At 35.8% G+C, this 21,974-nt stretch carries 15 protein-coding genes; 7 read left to right on the forward strand and 8 right to left on the reverse strand.

Translation table 11 applies throughout. The annotated features are described in order from the left end of the window. Positions 1 to 9 precede the first annotated feature (9 nt). Positions 10 to 3,345 carry an ankyrin repeat domain-containing protein gene (locus KRODI_RS00690; protein ID WP_013749638.1) on the forward strand — a complete coding sequence of 1,112 codons (3,336 nt, stop codon included), beginning with the start codon at positions 10 to 12 and terminating at the stop codon, positions 3,343 to 3,345. Between the two features lie 113 nt (positions 3,346 to 3,458). Here KRODI_RS00690 and KRODI_RS00695 read toward each other — a convergent pair whose 3' ends face one another. The 7 genes from KRODI_RS00695 to KRODI_RS00725 form a co-directional block, all read right to left on the reverse strand. Beyond that, positions 3,459 to 4,973 (reverse strand): carboxypeptidase regulatory-like domain-containing protein, encoded by a 1,515-nt coding sequence (locus tag KRODI_RS00695; RefSeq protein WP_013749639.1) that lies wholly within the window; start codon positions 4,971 to 4,973, stop codon positions 3,459 to 3,461. A 20-nt stretch (positions 4,974 to 4,993) separates the two neighbouring features. Beyond that, positions 4,994 to 6,418: a CsgG/HfaB family protein gene (locus KRODI_RS00700; RefSeq protein ID WP_013749640.1), complete on the reverse strand. Its 1,425-nt coding sequence runs from the start codon at positions 6,416 to 6,418 to the stop codon at positions 4,994 to 4,996. Between the two features lie 16 nt (positions 6,419 to 6,434). Beyond that, positions 6,435 to 6,839, reverse strand: a complete 405-nt coding sequence (locus KRODI_RS00705) for a curli assembly protein CsgF (RefSeq protein WP_013749641.1) — start codon at positions 6,837 to 6,839, stop codon at positions 6,435 to 6,437. Between the two features lies 1 nt (position 6,840). Next, on the reverse strand, positions 6,841 to 7,584 hold the full coding sequence (locus tag KRODI_RS00710; RefSeq protein WP_083811785.1) for a CsgE family curli-type amyloid fiber assembly protein: 744 nt from the start codon (positions 7,582 to 7,584) through the stop codon (positions 6,841 to 6,843). A gap of 43 nt (positions 7,585 to 7,627) precedes the next feature. Further along, positions 7,628 to 8,179 carry a hypothetical protein gene (locus KRODI_RS00715; RefSeq protein WP_144783468.1) on the reverse strand — a complete coding sequence of 184 codons (552 nt, stop codon included), beginning with the start codon at positions 8,177 to 8,179 and terminating at the stop codon, positions 7,628 to 7,630. A 148-nt stretch (positions 8,180 to 8,327) separates the two neighbouring features. Then, a complete protein-coding gene (locus tag KRODI_RS00720; protein ID WP_013749644.1) occupies positions 8,328 to 9,857 on the reverse strand; it encodes a curlin associated repeat-containing protein in 1,530 nt (509 codons plus the stop codon). Between the two features lie 408 nt (positions 9,858 to 10,265). Further along, positions 10,266 to 12,449 carry a glutamine synthetase III gene (locus KRODI_RS00725; RefSeq protein ID WP_013749645.1) on the reverse strand — a complete coding sequence of 728 codons (2,184 nt, stop codon included), beginning with the start codon at positions 12,447 to 12,449 and terminating at the stop codon, positions 10,266 to 10,268. Positions 12,450 to 12,753: 304 nt separating this feature from the next. Here KRODI_RS00725 and KRODI_RS00730 point away from each other — a divergent pair, with 304 nt between their 5' ends. Next, the gene (locus KRODI_RS00730; RefSeq protein ID WP_013749646.1) at positions 12,754 to 13,764 is read left to right on the forward strand and encodes a glutamine synthetase beta-grasp domain-containing protein; all 1,011 of its coding nucleotides are present in this window, start codon (positions 12,754 to 12,756) and stop codon (positions 13,762 to 13,764) included. A gap of 158 nt (positions 13,765 to 13,922) precedes the next feature. Here the strand turns inward: KRODI_RS00730 and KRODI_RS00735 are convergent, their stop codons facing one another. Beyond that, a complete protein-coding gene (locus tag KRODI_RS00735) occupies positions 13,923 to 14,873 on the reverse strand; it encodes a calcium/sodium antiporter (protein WP_013749647.1) in 951 nt (316 codons plus the stop codon). A gap of 213 nt (positions 14,874 to 15,086) precedes the next feature. On the opposite strand from KRODI_RS00735, the gene KRODI_RS00740 reads away from it, so the two are divergent. From KRODI_RS00740 to KRODI_RS00760, 5 genes are all read left to right on the forward strand, one after another. Then, on the forward strand, positions 15,087 to 17,297 hold the full coding sequence (locus KRODI_RS00740; protein WP_041295578.1) for a RelA/SpoT family protein: 2,211 nt from the start codon (positions 15,087 to 15,089) through the stop codon (positions 17,295 to 17,297). 29 nt (positions 17,298 to 17,326) lie between these two features. Then, entirely contained in the window at positions 17,327 to 17,782 is a 456-nt protein-coding gene (locus KRODI_RS00745; protein WP_013749649.1) for a Fur family transcriptional regulator, read from the forward strand. A gap of 7 nt (positions 17,783 to 17,789) precedes the next feature. After that, complete coding sequence (locus tag KRODI_RS00750; protein WP_013749650.1) at positions 17,790 to 19,064, forward strand: adenylosuccinate synthase; 1,275 nt, start codon at positions 17,790 to 17,792, stop codon at positions 19,062 to 19,064. A gap of 179 nt (positions 19,065 to 19,243) precedes the next feature. Next, positions 19,244 to 21,070 (forward strand): OstA-like protein, encoded by a 1,827-nt coding sequence (locus tag KRODI_RS00755; RefSeq protein ID WP_013749651.1) that lies wholly within the window; start codon positions 19,244 to 19,246, stop codon positions 21,068 to 21,070. Between the two features lie 210 nt (positions 21,071 to 21,280). Beyond that, a complete protein-coding gene (locus KRODI_RS00760) occupies positions 21,281 to 21,973 on the forward strand; it encodes a redoxin domain-containing protein (RefSeq protein WP_013749652.1) in 693 nt (230 codons plus the stop codon). The last annotated feature ends 1 nt before the right edge of the window (position 21,974 follow it).

Genomic DNA, 21,974 nt, shown 5'->3' on the forward strand with positions numbered 1-21,974 from the left:
GAATACTTTATGCTCCCCCTATTCCTATTAATTTTAAATAACCCTTTATTCTGCCAGCAACAACTAAATCCTAATCTCATTGGGCAGGGTTTTGACATACGTTATGTTGATGCCTTAGACTGGCTAGGATCTTCAAAAGGAAAACAACTTATCCATGGATCCGTGCATAGCACTCCTATTAATACTAGTCCAATTGAGAGTTTTCATTTTATAACATCTCCCTACGAGTTTGAAAAACAAATTTTAAATGCCGATACGCTTTCAAAACCCTATCATGCGTTACATAGTGAAGCACATTACAAAGGCTTTAATAACGATGAGTCAAATAAAACCCTATTAGTCTATACTAAAAAACAAATACCATTATCAAAAGATATACTTGTAGCTGTTTCTTCTAACGTACTAGATAGTGCAATGGTTGAAGATTTTAAAAGACTAGGACGCGATATCACCCCAGAAGGATTTATATATCGTTACGGCACACATTATGCTCATGAAGTCATTTATGGAGGTCTTTTCTTAAAGAGAAACTTAATAAAAAGTGACGACTTTATATACTCTCCGTATGATCGTGACTTATTTAAGAAAAAGGTAATTGAAGATATTAGTGCATCACATCAAAATCAAGAGGATACAGATCCATACATTACCGCTGGATCTAGCAGCTCATTTACAAAGGGAGGTGATATAAACGCACCATGGTTTACAGACTGGCAAGCTACTTTAGAAAACAATACTGCCCCCATAGATGTCTCACTACAACCCTGGACTAAGGCATTTAGAAGCCTAACTACAGAAAACATACAGGAAACAGAAAGGAAAATACAATTACTAGATAGTGTTATTGAAATAGCTGTAAGCACTTGTAAAAATCAATTACATGCCCCGCAGCCTTCTGCTTATTTCACTAAATATTCCTTACGTTTCAAACAAGCTATCGACAAACTAGTTAAAAAAAGTGCTGGCGCTACCTCAAGTGATGTGGATGCCTATACGGGTGATTTATTTTTTGGAGGATTTTCAAAAGACGAAGCTATGCTACGTACCGCACCACTCATAGATCGTGGCGGTGTACGGCTAGAAACCTTAATCACTGACGAAGAAATAAAACTCAATAAGCAAGTCATCATTACAGCAAAACCTGAGGACTTAGAAAAAGGATATGTAAGTGTATGGGATGATACAAAAAAACTAGTCAAAAGCAGAGAACGCAAGCGCTTACGAGTTTCTGGTCCGGAAGAAGCAAAAACTTTTTATAAAGAAGCACTCGTAAGGGATATTCATAAAGATGTGGAGATAACGACTATAGACGGCGATATTTATGAAGTGGCTTACGTATTGTCCCTAGAAAAGGAAAAAAAATTATTAGAAAATAGCGCACAACATTACAATACTGCATTACAAACAGAAATTGTAAGAGCTGCAAACATAGGCGATCTAGCTCGCATGAAAACTTTATTGGCACAAAATGCAACTAGAAGAATCCCGGGTTTAATCGCTGCTATTATTACTTCAAAACAATCTTCTCAAATTTTAAATTTTGTACTAGACAAAGGAGTAATACCAACCAGTGAAGATCTCGACTTACTATTCCTTAAAGAATATTTTGATGAACAAAAAGTATTAATCCTTTTAGAAAGAGGTGCTCCTTTTAAAAATAATATGATTTATAAGGCGGTTGCTTTTCAAAGTGAACCTATTATTTATGCGTTACTGAGAGAAGGAGCTACTCCTGTAAACAATGATTTATCATTTGCGCTAGACACCTATCATTATCCATCTGTCAAGGCTTTAATGAGTGTTGAGTTTGATGCATTTGAAGCAGGTAAAAAAGAACTATCTCTAGCCGTAGAAAACAATGATGCTGACCTCGCTGAAAAATTTACAATACTTGGTGCAACCGCAGATGCATCTCTTTTAGATAGCGCTCTGAGAAATGATAATGAAGATCTTAAAAATATAATCATACCTGTAACTGAAGCAAATGAAAATACTCTCGAAGTCACATCAATGCTTGATAACACAGCGTTATTCAATTACTTTATTAATAAGAATGCACGTATAAGCAGTAATAAAATCCCTAATATAGCAACAGACAATAATAATTATGAAATTCTAGATATCTCACTTAAAAATGGGGGAAACGCTTCTGAGTCATTAGAGTATGCCATCATCAAAGAGAATATCAAAGCTATCAATGTCGCGCTTCAAAATAAGGCAGCTCCAGACAGCGCACTATTTTATGCTGCTCAGAAAGATGATGCTCAATTATTTAATGATGTATTAAACCTGTATAATGGAAACCCACATGTAGCTATGAAAGCAGCTATTAAAGAAGACAACTTACCTTTTGCAGCATCTGTGATTGCTACAAAGAAAGAAGGGATGAATGTTGATAATCTGTTACCCCTTGCTGTAGCTGGTGAAAATGTTGACATGGTAAAACTATTGGTTTCTAATAATAGCAACCCTAGTAGCGGAATTAATAAAGCCATAACTATAGAGAACCAAACTATAAGTCAGTACTTAATCTCTATGGGGGCAGACACTACAGACCCACGACTCATCGAATCAGCAATTACAAATGAAAACCTAGGTCTTGTTGAGTTACTTGTGAATCAAGGAGACATTAACCTCAACCAAGCATTACTTGACGCAACAAAAACAGAAAATATTGAAATTGTAAATTCCTTATTAAAAAGCGGAGCTAAAGCTGATGAGTCATTAGCTAATGCAATGGAAACTAAAAATGAACCTCTTATTTTATTACTAATGGATTATGTATCTAGTTTAAATAGTAATGAGTTTATTCGCAGCGCAGCACGTAAAGGAAATTTATCAGTTGCAAAAAGGCTACTATATAATGGAGCAAATCCTTCCCTAGCTATTGAAGATGCTATCCGTTATAAAATGATAGGTTCTCTAAAAGAGCTTATTAAAAATGGAGCTACATGCAGTCAAGAGCATTTAAGAATAGCCATAGATTATCAGTTTACTGAAGGAGTATTACTACTTGTGAAACAGCAAGAAATAGATTTAAATACTGCTTTTGATAATGGTAATTACCCAATACATACCCTAAGTAGATCATTAACTGAAGAGAGTAAATTAATTATGCAAATGCTCATTGAACTTGGCGCTCGCATAAACATTCAAGATTCATCTGGTGATACGGCATTACATATTCTAGCTAGTCAAAAGGAATATGCGCTACCTATAATAGAACTCTTGATAACCAATGATGCAAATCCAAATCAAATGAACCATAAAGGTAAGAAGCCACTTGATTATGCATTAAATAAAACTACAAGAAGCATTTTTAAGAAAGCAATGCGGGCGAAATAGATAGAACAAATATTAAATAAATAAAAAAGAGCGCATTTATATAAATGCGCTCTTTCGTATAAAATTCCTGTGAGTTTATATATTAATAAACAACTTACCATTGATTTCCGTTATTATTCCCAATCTGGCATAAGAGCGTTTGTAAATAGTTCATCATTATCATCAGAATCATTCAGAAAGGCGAGATATATTGAAGGTATTGCTCCTTGGTTATTTAAAACTCTTGTCAATATAATTCTCCCTTCGTCAGGAGAGTAACTAGGAAAAAGATCATTCTCCCCTGCTATTACCTCTGTCTCTACCACTGAGGTCTCTTGAGTATTTACATTATATTCAAAAATTCGACTTGTGAAAATTCTATAATCTCCATTTTCTGAGCCTGAAACATCACGCGCATAGAGGACTTTATCCATATTTGCAGTTACATCTATTCCCGAAACTGCACCGAGTTGATTTTCTAAAACTGTGTATAATAGTTGACCTGAGCTCTGAGAAATAGCAAATACTCTAACATTGTAACCGTCAACATCATTGGTTTTTAAAATAATAGTATCGGGATTGAATGACGAAACAGCTACATCAGATATTAATGACCCATCATTCGTTTGATATATTTGAGATAACCCACTACCATCATTATTAATGGCGTATAGTTTATCAAAGTTTGGATAATAAAATTTTTGTCCATTTTCAGCCCAAGTAAATTGTATACTTTCCTGTCTAAATCCAGCAACAGGAACCGTGGAAGTGATTTGTTGTTCATTTGCTCCAGCAAGACTCATTGTAAAAATTTGATTTTCTCCTCCTATAGTTCTTAGAAATGCAATTTTACCGACGTTGTTATTTCGCTTAGGTCGAAAACTATTTTTAGATTCATCTGTAAGCTGTAGAACATTTGCATCAGTGGTTTCATTAACCTCATCAGAATTTGCTCCAGAAAATACAACACTATTTCCGTCTATCCTTTTTATGAATAAGAAAGGATTATTTTGCGCAGAAAATGTAGTGAAAGAACTTATTTCTGAACTTACTGATTCATTAAGTTCATCTTTTGCAGAGACTTGCCAAAAATAATTGGTCTCAAGACTTAAATTATTTACAGTATACGTAGTATCTCCTACTATTTGAAATTCTTCCATCTCATTTGTAGAACCATTTCTTAATTGAATTGTATAACTAAGTTCATCGTCCTCGGGATCTATTGAATTCCATGCAAACTCAATTTCAAGTAATTGATTTACAGATCCATCAACAGGGTTGAGAAGAACAGGTGTACTTGGAGCTCCATTTCCTGTGTTTGAAAGCACTAATTCTATAGCTACTTCAGAAGTCAATCCTTCAAGAACTTCCACTCCCTCAAACTCGGTATTATAGTTATCTAATTCGGCTTCCACTGAATATGAATTTACAAGTACATTAGAAATACTAAATTTCCCTTCTTCATTTGTGAAAACGGTATTACTAGCAGGACTAGTAGAGATCTTTACATTATTTAGTGGCTCGTTTGTGTCTTCTGCTGTAACAACTCCTGATATTGATCCGAATACATCTGCCTCTATAGTATCTTCAGAACAACCTAAGAATAATAAAATTGCAAATGTGACTATAATTAAAAAGTACTTATTCATTGTTGACATTTTTAAATTCTTCAATTTTCAATTACTATTAACTTATTATCTTTCTTCTTATGGCTTTTAAAGTTTAGCCCATACCTTAAACCAAAACCAAAATTATAGTAGAAATCATTGCGCTTTCCTTGATCAATAAAATCAATATCATCGTTAAGTAATACATTATGTTCAGCAAAAGCAGTGAAGCTCAATCTAGGTGAAAACTTATATTGTAAACCTGCTCCGTATTGTAATTTGGGAAAAGTTTTACCAAGACCTAATCCATCTTGGGCCGAGTCTACTAAATCAACTACCAAACCAGGACCTCCATATATATATGGACCAAAATCATCTTTCGGTAATAAAAACATTCTTGCATTTAAATCTACACTCCCCATAATATTTGAGTATGCGTCACCATTATTTAATTCAAAAGCACTCCCAGAAAGACCGACACTAAAGTTATCCGTAACATCGTGCTCTATAGTAAGTTTTGACATGAAACCAGGTTTGTTTGGAGTTAAATCGCCATCTATTAAGTTTACACCACCTTGAAGTGTAACATGAGTATCATACTCATCATTTACAAACATTCTATCGTAAAGACCTGAACTTTCTTCTAGCTCCTTTTCCTTCAAATAATTTGAAATAAGCTCTTCATTCACTTCACGACCATCTTTTGCACTCCAATATTGATCAATGAGCCCTTCCATTATTAAATCGTGTACTGCCCGCTCTATTGCATCTTTTACCGCAATCTGAACAGGTTCATTTTGAGTGATTCCCGTTTCTGCCTCCAACAACCGCTGAAACTTAACAAATCTAAAAAAGCTTGCGTCAAGAGCTTGTGATAAGATAGTTTTTGAGACATATATTGTTTTTAAAATCTCACCATTACTTGTTGATACAGCTCTGAGATAAACAGTTATTCTATCCTGCCTGTATTTAGCAGATCCGCCTAACCCAAAATATCTAACACCAAGACCTCCTGTAACGATATTCGTATCATAAGATACGATTCCCCCCTCTAATAGTAACCCTGCATATAATAATGGCGGCAAAGGTGGTTCATTGGGGTTTAAGTTTTTAATATATTCTTGTTTTGTATTACGTATAATATTACGTTCTGTAGATAAGTTGCTTAAATTCTCTCTTTCAATAGGTCTAAACCACCCAGAATCTTCTAGAGCTTTTATCAAAATTGTTGTTCCACCTTGGGTAACGGCCGTGCTAAAAGTACTTCCAGTTTCAATAGCTTTAAACTGCCCAGTTTGATCACTGAAATTATAAACTGCAACTTCAACAGGCAATGATGCTTCTGGAAGATCTAATAACTTTTTTGTGGTTTTCCCAAACTCCCCCGTTCTAGCAGGCTGCTGGTCAAATTTCTGATTAAAATAAGCTCCACATGAAGACAATAAAAAGAAGCTGATTACAAGTGTCAACTTTTGTAAAATTCTCATAAACATTCAGTTAGTTCTAGTTAGGTACTACTATTTGCGTTTCTTCACCATTATTGGTATCCAAAATATTTATAACTAATCCCTCAAAGGTTTCGAACACCTCTACATTAAGCGATCCAAAAGTAAAAGTTCCTTCTTCAGTAATATTTAAAGCGTTTAGTTGTGCCTGACTTAGCTGGCTCTCTATAGCATTTAATAAATTCCTATTAAGCTCTCTGCCAAACTGCTGCAGCTCCGATAAGTTCTCTTGCTCATCAACAGATTCTGAAAGGCTATTTTGTAATGTTACAGAAGTTATAATTTGCTGATAATTAAAGGTATCCCCTCCAAAAAAAGGGCTTATAGGTTTATAAGAAAATTGTTGTGCTTTCGCGAAAGCAGAAACTCCTACAGCAATAAATAAAAAAAGTAATATTCTCATATCAATATTGTATTTGTTGATCCTTTTGTTGTTCTAAAATTTGCAATATTTTACCTACTCTACTAATTGTAAACTGTGCCTGCTCTTCTAAAAATTTACGCTGAGGTTGAGAGAAAAATTTCCATACTATTTGATTATCAACCTTAACTGTTATTAATGTTGTTCTTGATCTACCAGGCACTTCTTCGATAATAATATCTTTAGGTGACTTAATAGATTTATTAAAGTATAGCGAGTAGAAATACTTAAAAAAGTCTCTTCCCGCTTTTGTAATTGTCTTCTGAATTACTAACCCCTCTATAAAAAAGCCATCTTGCGGTTTTGCTTGATCGCTTGATCGAAAAAGATCCTTCTTAGGTTGCTGGATATCAATTTCTGAAAGACTCCCATTTTCTAGAACTATTCGATCTTTACCTAAAGGTTTACCGTCCTTATCAAAAATGAGTAATGCGAGTACTGTTTTATTTGTAACCGCATTTCCCAGAACCAATGTTTGTAATACTTTTTTCTCATACGGCTTTAAAACAAACCGTTGCTTATCACTATCCTTTTGTATAGTACCATCATCTTGTGTTTTGAAAATCAAAAATTCATATTCAAGAGGTAACTCGACAGGTGTTTTATTTTCTGCTAATGCAAAAAACTTTAAAAACTCGCTATTTCTTTCTATTCTTACTGATGCAGCTACTTCTTTATTATAATATTGCGCCTGCATCCCTAAGGATGAAAAGAAAAATAGTAACATAAGCTTCTTAAACAACTTCAAAATTATCTTTGTATTTAAAATTTTAATTATCTGGTGTTCCGTTAGTGCTACTTCTAATTATTAATGATGGTGATGCTTCTGTTTGAATAAATTGTAATGATTCTGTAAGGCTATTAGAGCCTAATCTTTGAAAATTGAGATTATTTCCTTGTTGCTCTAGATCTAATGAAATATTTGCTGTTCTGTCTTGAACAATATCAAATACTACATTTCTATTACCCTCCTGTTTAATATCTGTGATTACAGTGTCAACATTATAATCTAAACCCGTAAGGTTAAAGTCTCCATTTTGCTCTATATTTATTTCACTTGCTCTACTTTTTACATTTAATAACGCAGCATTAAAGTCTCCTATTTGCGCAATAAAAACACTATTTCCCTGAATTGAAGTATTCCTAGTATTCTTTGCAGTACCTATTCCAAAATCACCAAGAGCAGCTTTTGTTACAATATCTTTCTTTACAAGTTCTACGTTTGTGAGTTTAGTAGTACCCTCAATATCCTCATTATAGGTTTGTGCATTAACCGAAATTGTCGTAAAAAAAAACACTAAACACATTATATATAATTTCATAATATTATCATATTAAGTTAATTCAGATACATATTCTAAAAAAACAGTGGACATACTTGATATCAAGTATGTCCAAGTTTTTATTAATTTAGATGTAAATCATTTTTTTGTAATAAAAATGACCCAATCTAAAATTCAATCAATTGATTTATAGACCTGAACCAGATCTAGCTCTTGCTGGAGCAGCCATAGCAGCTCTTGTAACCATATTAGCAGTTTGAGAAGTTCCTATAGCAGGTAAGATTCCTGAGAAACCTGTAGTTTGGAAAACATCAAGTGTATTTCCTCCATCAGGAAGTCCTCCTGGTACATTTTGCTCAGCTTTCCAGCTTTGTCCTATGTCTCCATCTTGACGAACTACGATAGTGTTCATATCTCCTCTTTGTGCAGTTTCTAAAGCGTTAAAATCTCCAGTTTGAAGTGCATCAACAACGTGATCTTTTCCTCTTTGAGTAGAGATAGCGTAGTTGTTTGTTCCTTGCTGATCAATTGTGATATCATTACGACGCCCATTTTGACCAGTCGCTACGTAGTTATCGTCTCCAGTTTGGTTTTGAACTACAGAGTTACCACGACCTGTTGGTGATCCAAAAATGTTTTGAAATACATAAGCTTCGTTCCCTACACCGTCTTGATTTTGCTCAGAATAATCTCCGTTAGTATCACTAGTACCATCCCCAAATTGATGAGTCTCAGCTAAATTGCTATTTCCTTCTTGTACTTGGATAGCTTTACTCCAACTTGAAACTTGACTTTCAATACCGTTAGAGATATCGTCTACACCGTTTACAGCAGTAAACTGAGCTGCAGTGTTAGCATCATCTAAAAGAATATTACTACCTTGATTAACTAATGCCTCATTTCCTAAAACGTTATCATCCGTAGTCTGAGTTTGATTTGACATATTGTTGTTACCTTCTTGGAAAAGTCTTGCATAATTACGTCCAGAAGTACCGTCAGAAAGTTGATTAATTGTTCCTTGGTTATCCACACCTAGTTGCTCAGAAAGAGCTTCTTGACCTAGGCTATTTTCTGGATCTGCTTGTTGCTTAATTTCAACTGCATTGTTTGTACCACTTTGTAACGCTAATGCATCACTGTTATCCCAAGTTTGTAAAATTCTAGCAGAGTTATCATTACCTCTTTGGTCAACGCCTGCATAATTGTTTTCTGCATTTTGAGCAGTACCTTGCTGGATATCTGCAGAGTTTCCTGTTGTTCCTGCTACCGAGTTTTCTTGATACACTTGAGCATCGTTAAAATCTCCTTGTTGCTCAATGCGGGCATCATTCTGATCTCCTACTTGATTTGCTTGTGCATCGTTATCAATGGCGCTTATGAAGAAACCTCCGTTATTAGTGTTACCTGTTTGACGCATAGAAACAAGGTTTCCATCACCGTCTTGAGTTGCATACATAGAGTTTAAATCACCAGCCTGACGAGCTCGTACTAGGTTATTATTTCCGTTTTGTGTAGAATAACCAGTATTAGGGCCTATTCCAAAAGCTTGTGGTAATGCGTCTGCCGTTTCAATAGTTGCCGAACTAGTTAAAGGAAAACCTGCCGTTACTAGTACTGGAGTGTCCTGGAAATTTGCCTCAGTAGCTTCTGTGGTTGTCTGCCCCAGAGCAACTGCTCCGATCATGAGTGCCGCAGCACTAAAAATTACTTTTTTCATAATAATTGAGTTTAAGTTAATAATATATAAATGGTTAATAAATACATATTTATAAGACACAACAAATCATCGTCATTGTCATCGCAATTGCGTCTTTTAATCTATTATTACGGGGGAGTATGTATTACGAGGGGGAGATAATGGTTGTAATACGAGTACTAAATTAGGAAAATCTATCTCTCTTCCAAGAAGTTACCAGCTGTTTTCGATGAAACGTTATGGTATTTTTAACATTTTTCGGTTAGCACTAGTGTTTACAGTGTCTAAGCACGTAGGGGTAAACACCCCTTTATAGGTGCGGCTATATTAGAATCAGATTTTTCTTACGAGTACGCTGACTATAAGAAACTTACAGTCGTCTTATACTTGTACATTATAAAGCCTTGCGACTTAAATTAAAAACATCCCTTAATTTACGAAGAGTAATTCTCTATATTTTGGTAAAGGCCATAACTCATCTTCTACTAAAAGTTCTAGCTTGTCACAATCTCTTCTTATCTGTTCAAAAAATGGTTTCACTTTCGCAGCATAACTGCCTGCCTTGTCTTTAAGGTCAAGTGCATTTGCTTCTTTTCGAGCATTTATCATTTCCGTTATGAGACTATTAATACTAGCGGTATGTTCTGAGATTGATTTAATAATGGTTGTTTGCGCTTTCGCGAAAGCGGTAAAATCTTCTCCGTATATTTCTTTCAAACCTCTTACATTGTCTATCAAAACATTTTGATATCTCAAAGCTGTAGGAATAATATGATTACGAGCTACATCACCCAGCACACGGCTTTCTATTTGTATGCGCTTAACATATTCTTCTAATTCAATCTCGTAACGCGCTTGAATCTCAACATTGTTCATAATACCTAAAGACTCAAATAATGCTATCGTACTCTTACTTATACGACCTTCAAGAGCAGATACTGTAGTCTTATTATTGCTAAGCTTGCGCTTTTTTGCTTCTTTTTCCCAAGAGGCTCCATAACCATCTCCCTCAAATCTTATTTTCTTACTATCCTTTATATACTCTCTAAGGATATTAAAGATAGCATCGTCCTTTTTCATGTCCTTATTATCAATAAGAGCATCTACCTCCTTTTTAAAAGCAATAAGCTGTTGCGCCACGATTGCGTTAAGAACCGTCATCGGGTTTGCGCAGTTTGCAGTAGCACCTACGGCTCTAAATTCAAATTTATTACCTGTAAACGCAAAAGGTGAGGTACGATTGCGATCTGTATTATCAAGTAAAATCTCTGGAATCTTACCTATTACATTAAGTTTTAAATCTGTTTTTTCTTGTGGAGATAATTTCCCATCTGTTACTTTTTCTAACTCATCTAACACTTGTGTGAGTTGCGAACCTATAAATACAGATATAATGGCTGGTGGTGCTTCATTTGCACCTAGACGATAATCATTACCCGCACTAGCAATAGAAGCTCTAAGCAAAGCTTCATGCTCATGAACCGCTTTAATAGTATTTACAAAGAAGGTGAGAAATTGTAAATTTTTCATTGGAGTACTTCCTGGGCTTAGTAGGTTTACTCCAGTATCTGTAGCTAGTGACCAGTTATTATGTTTCCCGCTACCATTTATATTCTCAAATGGTTTCTCATGAAAGAGTACCTTAAAGTGATGACGTTGCGCTACTTTCTGCATCACATCCATGAGTAATGCATTATGATCTACCGCTAGATTTGCTTCTTCAAAAATAGGAGCCATCTCAAATTGATTAGGAGCAACTTCATTATGCCTTGTCTTTAAAGGAATACCAAGTAACAAGCATTCTTGCTCTAACTCCTTTAAATATGCCAGCACACGGATAGGAATAGATCCAAAGTAATGATCATCGAGTTGCTGTCCTTTGGCAGCCGCATGGCCTAAAAGCGTTCTTCCTGTAAGCATTAAGTCTGGTCTCGCAGCTGCTAGTGATGCATCTATAAGAAAAAACTCCTGCTCCCAACCTAAGGTCGCTGTTACTTTATTTACATTTTTATTAAAATATTGAGCGACTGCCGTAGCAGCTTGATCAATCGTGTTAAGAGCTTTTAATAAAGGTGTCTTATAATCAAGTGCTTCTCCCGTGTATGCAACAAAAACCGTTGGAATACACAAGGTATTGTCATATATAAATGCTGGTGAAGTAGGATCCCAAGCGGTATATCCTCTTGCTTCAAAAGTGTTGCGTATTCCTCCATTAGGAAAACTACTTGCATCTGGCTCTTGCTGTGCTAGCTGCCCACCGTCAAATTTATCAATAACATGACCATCTGTTGTAATTTCAAAAAAAGCATCATGCTTCTCTGCCGTGGCACCTGTGAGCGGTTGAAACCAATGCGTGTAATGAGTAGCTCCTTTATCAAGTGCCCAAGATTTCATTCCTGTAGCAATGGCATCTGCGGTGATGCGATCTATATTATCTCCTTTTCGTATCGCTGTCTGCACACTGTCTATGGTAGATTTAGAAAGAAACTGACGCATAGCTTGCTCTCCAAAAACGTTAGACTTAAATAATGAAGATGGCCTTCCTAAAGCTTCAAAACTTACTGCTGGCCTGTGTTGCACATCATGCAAGGCCTTAAAACGGATTTTTGACATAATTGATCTTACATTATTATAGTTACAATATTTTCTACTAAAGAAAAATTATCATAACGCAATGATTATAAATATTTTACGAGATGTTTAATAATAGCCGTTGCTAAAAACCTAATAACACCCCTAAACTAGGGCACAAATATAAGGGAAATATAAAAATTATAGCCAAATATTACAGACCCCCTAAATTTTAAGGGGTTGTTTATAAAAATCAATATTTTTTAATAACTAAGCCCTAAAATACTGATTGCCTTTTAAAATTATTTTATATTTGCCTTCGTTAACTAAAACATTAAATGCTATTATGAGTAAGTCAAAACTAGAATACATTTGGTTAGACGGGTACACACCCACACAAAATATGAGAAGCAAGACTAAAGTTGTAAACGACTTTAGCGGAAAATTAGAAGACTGTCCAATATGGTCTTTTGATGGGTCTTCTACTAAGCAAGCATCTGGAGGAGCTTCAGATTGCCTTCTAAAACCAGTAGCTATCTACCCAGATCCACAACGTACTGATGGATTTTTAGTAATGACAGAAGTGCTGAGTGCAGATGGTACGCCACATGCATCAAACCACAGAGCAAAAATAGATGACGATGATAATGATTTCTGGTTCGGTTTTGAACAAGAATATTTTATCATGGATAGAGAAACTCAACTACCTTTAGGCTTCCCAATAGGTGGATACCCTGGACCACAAGGAATGTACTACTGTTCTGTAGGAGGTCGTCATACACATGGTCGTGATTTTGTAGAAGAGCACGCAGATCTTTGTATCGAGGCTGGTCTTAACTTTGAAGGAATAAACCAAGAGGTTGCTTCTGGACAGTGGGAATACCAATTATTTGCAAAAGGAGCAAAAAAAGCAGGAGATGAAATATGGGTATCTCGCTACCTTCTAGACCGTCTTACTGAACAGTATGGATGGTACATTGAGTATCACCCTAAACCAGTAAAAGGAGATTGGAATGGATCTGGTATGCATGCAAACTTCTCAAACACAACCTTGAGAACTTGTGGATCTGAGGAAACTTACAACACTATCTGTGAGGCTTTCCGCCCAGTAACTAAAGAACACATAAAAGCATACGGAGCTCACAATGAAGAGCGCCTTACAGGTGATCACGAGACCGCTTCTATTACAGATTTCTCTTATGGAGTATCAGATCGTGGAGCATCATTACGTATTCCTATTATTACTGTAGAGCAAGGATGGAAAGGATGGCTAGAAGATCGTCGTCCAGCTTCAAACGCAGATCCATACAGAGTAGCAGGTCGTATTATCGAGACTGTAAAAACTGCAAAGGTTTAATTCTGATTTATATAAATGTAAAAAATGCTCAACTTAGGTTGAGCATTTTTTTTGTTACGCTTTCGCGAAAGCGTACTTTGAAGACACTAAGAGCATTATATAATCAACATATTGACATACTTAATACGATTGTAAATTTTACGAGCAACCAGTTTACGTTAGGCCGCAAATGCGAGTGCTATAAATAATATGTAAGCTCCTACAAGAACCAACCCTTTAATTCTCCCTATCTGTAGTTTTGTAGGTATAAAAGCAAGTGGTAATAAGATTGCTGCAAAGCCTATCATCCAGTAAATATTAGTGCCCAAAATAGCATCATCTACCACATTAATGTCCTTAATAAGTGATGTTATCCCTAATACTGAGGCAATATTAAAAATATTAGAACCTATTAAGTTTCCTAAGGAAATAGCTTTTTCTTTCTTTAAAGCCGCAATAACAGATGCCGCAAGTTCTGGAACACTAGTTCCTATTGCGATAACAGTTACAGAAATAGCATACTCACTTATACCAACGGCTGTTGCAAGCTCCTTTGCTCCAGAAACTAACCACTCAGAACCAAAGTACAATGCTGCTCCACCTATGAGAAGCCAGAGGATTATTTTAAAATAAGATGCTTGACCTAATCCCTCATCTACACCATCACTTTCTTCTAGCGCTGCACTTTTTCTAGCTCTGCGCAATAAGAAATATAAATAAACACCAAGTGCTGCAAGTAGTCCTCCACCTTCGGTAGCGGTGAGTTTTCCATCATTTGAGAGTAAGAAAAACAAGGCTACAGAAAAGAACATCATCACCGGCCAGTTAAAACGGTAAAAATCACGATCTATCGCAAGTGCAGAAATTACTGCAGTGATACCTAAAACGAGACCTATGTTTGCAATATTAGACCCTATGACATTACCTAATGCAATATCAGAACTACCGTCTAAAGCAGCTTGAACACTCACTAACAACTCTGGAGCAGAGGTTGCAAATGACACAACTGTGAGACCTATTACCATTTTAGAAAGGTTGAGTTTAAATGACAATCCTACAGATGCCCTTACTAAAAACTCCCCTCCTACTACTAGCAATACCAAACCCACTAGGATATAAAAAATGCTCATAAATTCTACTTTTAGGGCGAAGATAAGAATTAACACTCATGTGTAATGGGAATAAATAAGTACTGATGGTCGTAATGAGTAGTGCGCTTTCGCGAAAGCGTTATTAATAAATGAACCCATATATCTTAAAAAGACATCGTTACATAAATCCTCACAAGATGTCGTTATAATATGTTGTTCATTTATGAGAAAATGGTACATTTAAGATATCATATGGAATTAACGACAGAATTTATAGAGGCAGAGAATAAGGAGCTGACGAGACAGTATAAAAAACTGTTGCGCATAAGCTATCAAACCTTATCAGAGGATGATAAAAAAATGATTCGTAAAGCATTTGATGTTGCTGTTGATGCTCACAAATCACAACGCCGAAAGTCTGGTGAGGCATACATTTTTCATCCAGTTGCAGTGGCACAAATTGTTGCAAGCGAGATAGGCCTTGATGCCACATCTATAGCCAGCGCATTATTACATGATGTAGTAGAAGATACTGAGTATACCCTATCTGACCTTGAACAAATGTTTGGCGAGACTGTCGCTCGTATTGTAAATGGACTAACTAAAATATCTAGTTTAAAAAAGGACAGAGATGTGTCTTTACAAGCAGAGAATTTTAGAAAAATGCTACTTACTATTAATGACGACCCTAGAGTTATTATTATTAAAATAGCAGACCGCCTTCACAATATGCAGACCATGGATTCCATGCGTCCAGATAAGCAATCAAAAATTGCAAGTGAGACTTTGTACATCTATGCACCACTCGCTCATAGAATGGGACTTTACAATATAAAAACTGAGCTTGAAGACTTAAGTCTAAAATATACAGAACCAGAAGTTTACAAAGACCTTTCTAGCAAAATTACAGAGAGTAAAGCACAACAAGATGATTACATTAAGGACTTTAAAAAAGTTATAGAAGACTCTCTAGATGAAGAGGGACTTAATTATGAGATAAAAGGGCGGCCAAAATCAATATATAGTATAAGGCGTAAAATTCTTGCCCAGGGTGTCACTTTTGAAGAGGTGTATGACAAGTTTGCAATACGCATCATCTATAAGAGTGATAAGGCAAATGAAAAATTCTTAGCCTGGAAAATATATTCTATCGTTACAGATCACTTTAGACCTAACCCTACTCGTTTGCGAGACTGGATTTCTTCTCCTAAAACGACGGGTTATGAAGCATTGCACATTACCGTAATGGGCCTTAAAGGACGATGGGTAGAAGTACAAATTCGTTCTGAACGAATGAATGAAATAGCAGAGAAAGGATATGCAGCTCACTTTAAGTATAAACAAGGGAACGATGGAGATTCTACACTAGACGACTGGATTAATAAACTTCAAGAAGCGCTAGAAAATCCTGATCAAAATGCAGTGGACTTTGTTGAAAACTTCAAACTCAATCTATACAACAAGGAAATCTTTGTATTTACACCTCAAGGTGAGCTTAAATCTCTACCTAAAGGCGCAACTCCGCTTGATTTTGCCTTTAGTGTACACACAGAAGTAGGGCTTCACACTCGCGGATCAAGAGTAAATGGAAGGTTGGTGCCGTTAAGTCATGAACTCAAAAGTGGTGACCAAGTAGAAATCATCACATCAGAATCTGCTCACCCTACAAATAACTGGCTTGATTATGCTACCACAGCAAGGGCGCGTGCTAAAATAAAATCATCCCTCAAAGATGAAAAGAAAGAACTTGCAGATGATGGTAAAGCTATCTTACATCGTAAACTTAAATCTCAAAAAATACCTCTTAACGAGAAAACTATTAATGAATTAGTTTCTTACTTCAAGCTAAACACTAGTCTAGATTTGTTTTATCGTATAGGTAATGGAACAATAGATAATAAAATGATTAAAGAGTTTGCTGCGCAGCGTAGCAACGCTTTAATGTCATTTATAAAAAGTAAAATACGTAAGCCTAACAGTCCTCCAGATGTAAATAAAGATGAAATTACTAACAATTATGACTCATTAGTTTTTGGACCAGAAGATCAAAAACTTGATTACTCATTTGCAAAGTGTTGTAGTCCTATTCCTGGTGATCCAGTTTTTGGATTTACAACAATAAAAGATGGCATTAAAGTCCATAAAAATAATTGCCCTAATGCAATATCTATGCGAAGCAACTATGCCTATAGAATTATAAAAGCAAAGTGGGTAGACTCGTCAGACACTGGTTATCAAACAGACATTATACTTACAGGTATTGATAATTTAGGACTTGTAAATACCGTAACCGCAGAGATTTCAAAACACCAGCATGTAGAAATAAAGGGTATAAATTTCACTACGCAAGGAGGTGTTTTTAAAGGAAAAATAACGGTACTAGTGAGAAACAATGAATTGTTGAAAACCCTGATAGAAAATCTTAAAAAAATAGACGGTATCGACCAAGTGACTCGAGTATAAATCCGTAAATTCGTCCTTTACTAAAAACGATGCCACTAAAAGCTACCATAAATAAGGATCAAGACGTTGTAAAAGGCGTTTTTACTGCCTATCTAGAAGAAAAAGGCCACCGCAAAACACCTGAACGTTTTGCCATCTTGCAGGAGATATATAGCAATGAAGAGCACTTTGATATAGAAGCTCTCTACATTAGCATGAAAAATAAAAACTACAGGGTGAGCCGTGCGACACTATACAACACCATAGAGCTCTTACTAGAATGTGGGCTCGTGCGCAAACACCAGTTTGGCAATAATCAAGCTCAGTATGAAAAGTCATACTTTGATAAACAACATGATCACGTTATACTTACAGATACAGGAGAAGTTATAGAATTTTGCGATCCTCGTATACAGTCTATAAAGAAAACCATTGAAGAGGTTTTTGATATCACAATAGACAAGCATTCACTCTATTTTTACGGAAAGAAAAACACGACTAATTAACATAACAATGGCTGTAGACTTACTACTGGGCCTCCAATGGGGCGACGAAGGAAAAGGAAAAATTGTAGACGTTCTTACGAAGGACTACGATATTATTGCACGTTTTCAAGGAGGACCTAATGCAGGTCATACTCTTGAATTTGACGGTATAAAGCACGTATTACATACGATTCCTTCTGGAATTTTTCATGACAATGCTATGAATGTCATAGGTAATGGCGTTGTGATAGATCCTGTGATTTTTAAGAAAGAACTTCAAAATCTTGATAAGTTTGAAGGACTAGATTATAAAGCAAAAATGGTGATCTCACGTAAAGCACACCTTATACTTCCTACACACCGCTTACTAGATGCAGCTTCTGAAGCTTCAAAAGGAAAGGCAAAAATAGGTTCTACTCTTAAAGGAATAGGTCCTACTTATATGGATAAAACAGGCCGTAACGGTATACGTGTAGGAGACCTAGAACTTGCAGACTGGAAAGAGCGCTATGCTACATTGAGAGATAAGCATATCTCAATGATTGATTTTTATGATGCAAAGATTGATTACGATCTAGACGAACTAGAAACAGAATTCTTTGCTGCTATAAAAACACTTAAGACGCTCAAGTTTATAGACTCAGAAGAGTATTTATACCAAGCACAAAAATCTGGAAAGTCTATACTTGCAGAGGGTGCTCAAGGGTCACTACTTGATATTGACTTTGGTACTTATCCTTATGTGACTTCTTCAAACACGACAGCAGCAGGAGCTTGTACAGGTCTTGGTGTTGCTCCTAATCAAATAGGCGAAGTATTTGGAATCTTCAAAGCATATACAACTCGTGTAGGTTCTGGACCATTCCCTACAGAGCTTTTTGACGAAGATGGTGAGACTATGGGACGCGTAGGTAATGAATTTGGCGCTACTACTGGCCGTGCACGTCGTTGTGGATGGTTAGATCTTGTAGCTCTTAAATATGCCGTACGTGTAAACGGAGTCACTCAACTTATGATGATGAAAGGTGATGTACTTTCTGGTTTTAAAACCTTGAAAGTATGTACTGCATATAAATATAAAGGAGAGACTATCGAGCACCTTCCTTATAATATTGAGCCAGAAAACGTTGAAGTAGTTTATAAAGAAATGGCTGGATGGTCTGAAGATCTAACAGGTATGACTACTGCAGATCAACTTCCTAAGGCCCTTAATGACTATATAGATTATCTTGAGAAAGAACTTGAAACTCCTATTAAGATTGTATCTGTAGGACCAGATCGTACACAAACGATACTTAGATAAGCGTATTGAAATTTAAATTATAAGAAAGCCTTCAGATATCAATCTGGAGGCTTTTTATATACACTTATTTTAAGCAAACGGCGTTAAAAGAATACCCAACGTAGAGACAAGGCAGTATTAACTGCTTTTTGATAAACTGTTATCGATTTCGGGAGGCAATTTGATTATTTTTGACACTGATGAAAAATTACTTTTACATTTTACTTACTGGGATGTTTTTATGTTCTGCTTTCGCGAAAGCACAACAAAACCAACCTAAAGAAATCCTCATAGAATCTGACATTGAACGCATCAATGAAGAAGAATTTCCTGGCGCAATTATTTTTCAGAAATCAAATAAGCAAGTATACATACAACACGAAGGCGCCGAAATGTGGTGCGATCTTGCGTTCTATTACAAAGATGAGAACTTTGTAAAAGCATACAGAAACGTACGCTTAAAACAAGGTGACTCTATATCGATGCGCGGTAGATATATAGAATATAATGGTGATACGAAGTTTGCTTATGCCGCAGGTGATGTCTTCTTAAAAAAAGATACTACGACAGTGACTACAGACACCATGTACTTTAACCGCATAAGCCAGCAAGCATATTATCGCACGGGAGGAGTTGTCACTTCACCCAATAGCAAAATAACGAGTCGCGTAGGTCGCTACTATATCGAGCAGGATAAAATTTCTTTCATCAATGATGTTGTAGTTACAAATACAGAGTATGTAATTAATAGTGAGCAACTAGATTTTTACAGCGTCCCAGAACATGCTTACTTATATGGACCTACTACAATCACGAGCTCGACATCTAAGGTATACTGCGAACGTGGTTTTTATGACACCGCAAATGACTATGGTTATTTTGTAAAAAACTCGAGAATAGATTACGACAATAGGCAGGTATATGGAGATAGCCTCTATTTTGACCGTGCTAGAAATTTTGCAAGTGCCACAAACAACATCAAAGTACTTGATACCCTAAATAGAAGTCTTATAAAAGGACACTATGCAGAGGTGTACAGAGCAAAGGATTCCGTTTTAATCACACAACGAGCCGTTGCTATCACAGTAGAAGACAATGACTCTGTTTATGTGCATGGAGATAGACTCCTACTTACAGGAAAGCCAGAGAACCGAATTATCCGAGCTTTTAAGAACGTAAAACTTTATAAGAGTAACATGAGTGGAAAGAGCGACTCCCTACACAGTAACCAGCGCACAGGACTCACCCAAATGATAGGAAAGCCTATATTATGGAGTGAGAAGAGCCAAATCACTGGAGATAGCATTCACCTTCTCAATAATCTAGAAACTGAAAAAGTAGACTCGCTTAAGGTTTTTGATAATGCGTTTATCGCTCAGAAAGACACAATCTCTGGATTTAACCAAGTCAAAGGACAAAAACTGTATGGCTTTTTTGATGATGAGAATCAGCTCAAGCAAGTAGACATTATAAACAACGCAGAGACCATAATGTATATGCGTGAAGAAAACGGTGACCTCACCGGTATAGATAGAGGAACCTCTGCTCGTATAGAAATTACATTTTTTGAAAATACGATAGACGAGATTAATAAACTTAAAAGTCCTGGAGGAACCATTTTTCCTGAGTCACAATTTAAGAATGAACCACAAACCTTTGAAGGATTTAACTGGAGAGGTGATGAAGAGCTACTAAGTAAGGAAGATATTTTTAGAGGAGAATCGCCTTTTGTACTTACTAAAATTCAAGGTATTCCTCTTCCTGAAATAGATGAAGGTTTCTTTTCAACTAGTGATGACTCTACAATTAAACCTCTATCTACAAGCTCAGACATTAAAGAAGGTACTCTAGAAAATAGAGAAGAAAATAAGCCAAAATACGGCCAAGAAAATCTAGATGAAAAGAGTAAAATTGAAAAAGACGCACTAATTGAGCGCAACCAAAATACCTCTACACAACGGGCGCAGAGTCCAACCCTAAAAACCACACCAAGATTATTAAAACCCGTTAAAAAAGACGGCAATTAACATGCAATTTTTGAAGTGAAATCCTCTGAGGGAAAATCAAATAGAATATGATATTCTTACAAAAAGAGCTAAATATCAGGTTTTTATACATCTAAAAGAACCAATATAGTACAGAATATTGCGTTTTGACCCAATTTATAAGTCAGTTGGCGAAAAAATTTTTATACGCCTTTTTACCCTCCTATCTTTATAGTCCCAAATCATTAGACTATGAGAAAATTTTTACTTTTACTCGTATTTATAGCAATAACTAACCTAACAGCACAGAACTCTCAGATGTTCTTTTCTGAGGCACTAGATGCTCACCTTCCTTCATATTTATTACAAGCAGAAGAAGCTATTAGGAATCTTGAACAAGACAAAGTCAAAGTGCTTTTTGATGATCTTGTAGAGGATAAACTTGTGGGATCCTTAATGAATAATTTTAAGGTTAAAACAACCTCAAAGAAAAGTAAATCATTAGCAGATTATAACAAACCTGTAATGCTACTCACCTACTCTAGCTGGAGAATAAGTAGCAAAGGAGAACAAGCAGCTCTTAACGAGCTAGCAAATCATTATGGTGATGACGTAGCGATTGTCCTTTTATTTTGGGGAGATGTTAAGCAAGTAAAAAAATTAAGTAAAGACTACGATCGCAATATAGATATACTTTATGTTGATGATTCTGATAATAATTACTCTTTAGTTATCAAGAATCTCAAACACTCTTTAGGACTTCCTCTTGCTTATACCATTACTTCTGATAAGGAAATTATAGATATAAAAAGACGTCTATCTAACAAGCTGTCTCAAGATGAGGCATTATCTACTACAAATAATTTTAAACTATACAAAGGGATGCTCACAGAGCTACTGTATAATCAGCAACTGTTAAGTGATGACCCTATAGTTATCAATTAAT

Source organism: Dokdonia sp. 4H-3-7-5, from assembly GCF_000212355.1.
Lineage (GTDB): Bacteria > Bacteroidota > Bacteroidia > Flavobacteriales > Flavobacteriaceae > Dokdonia.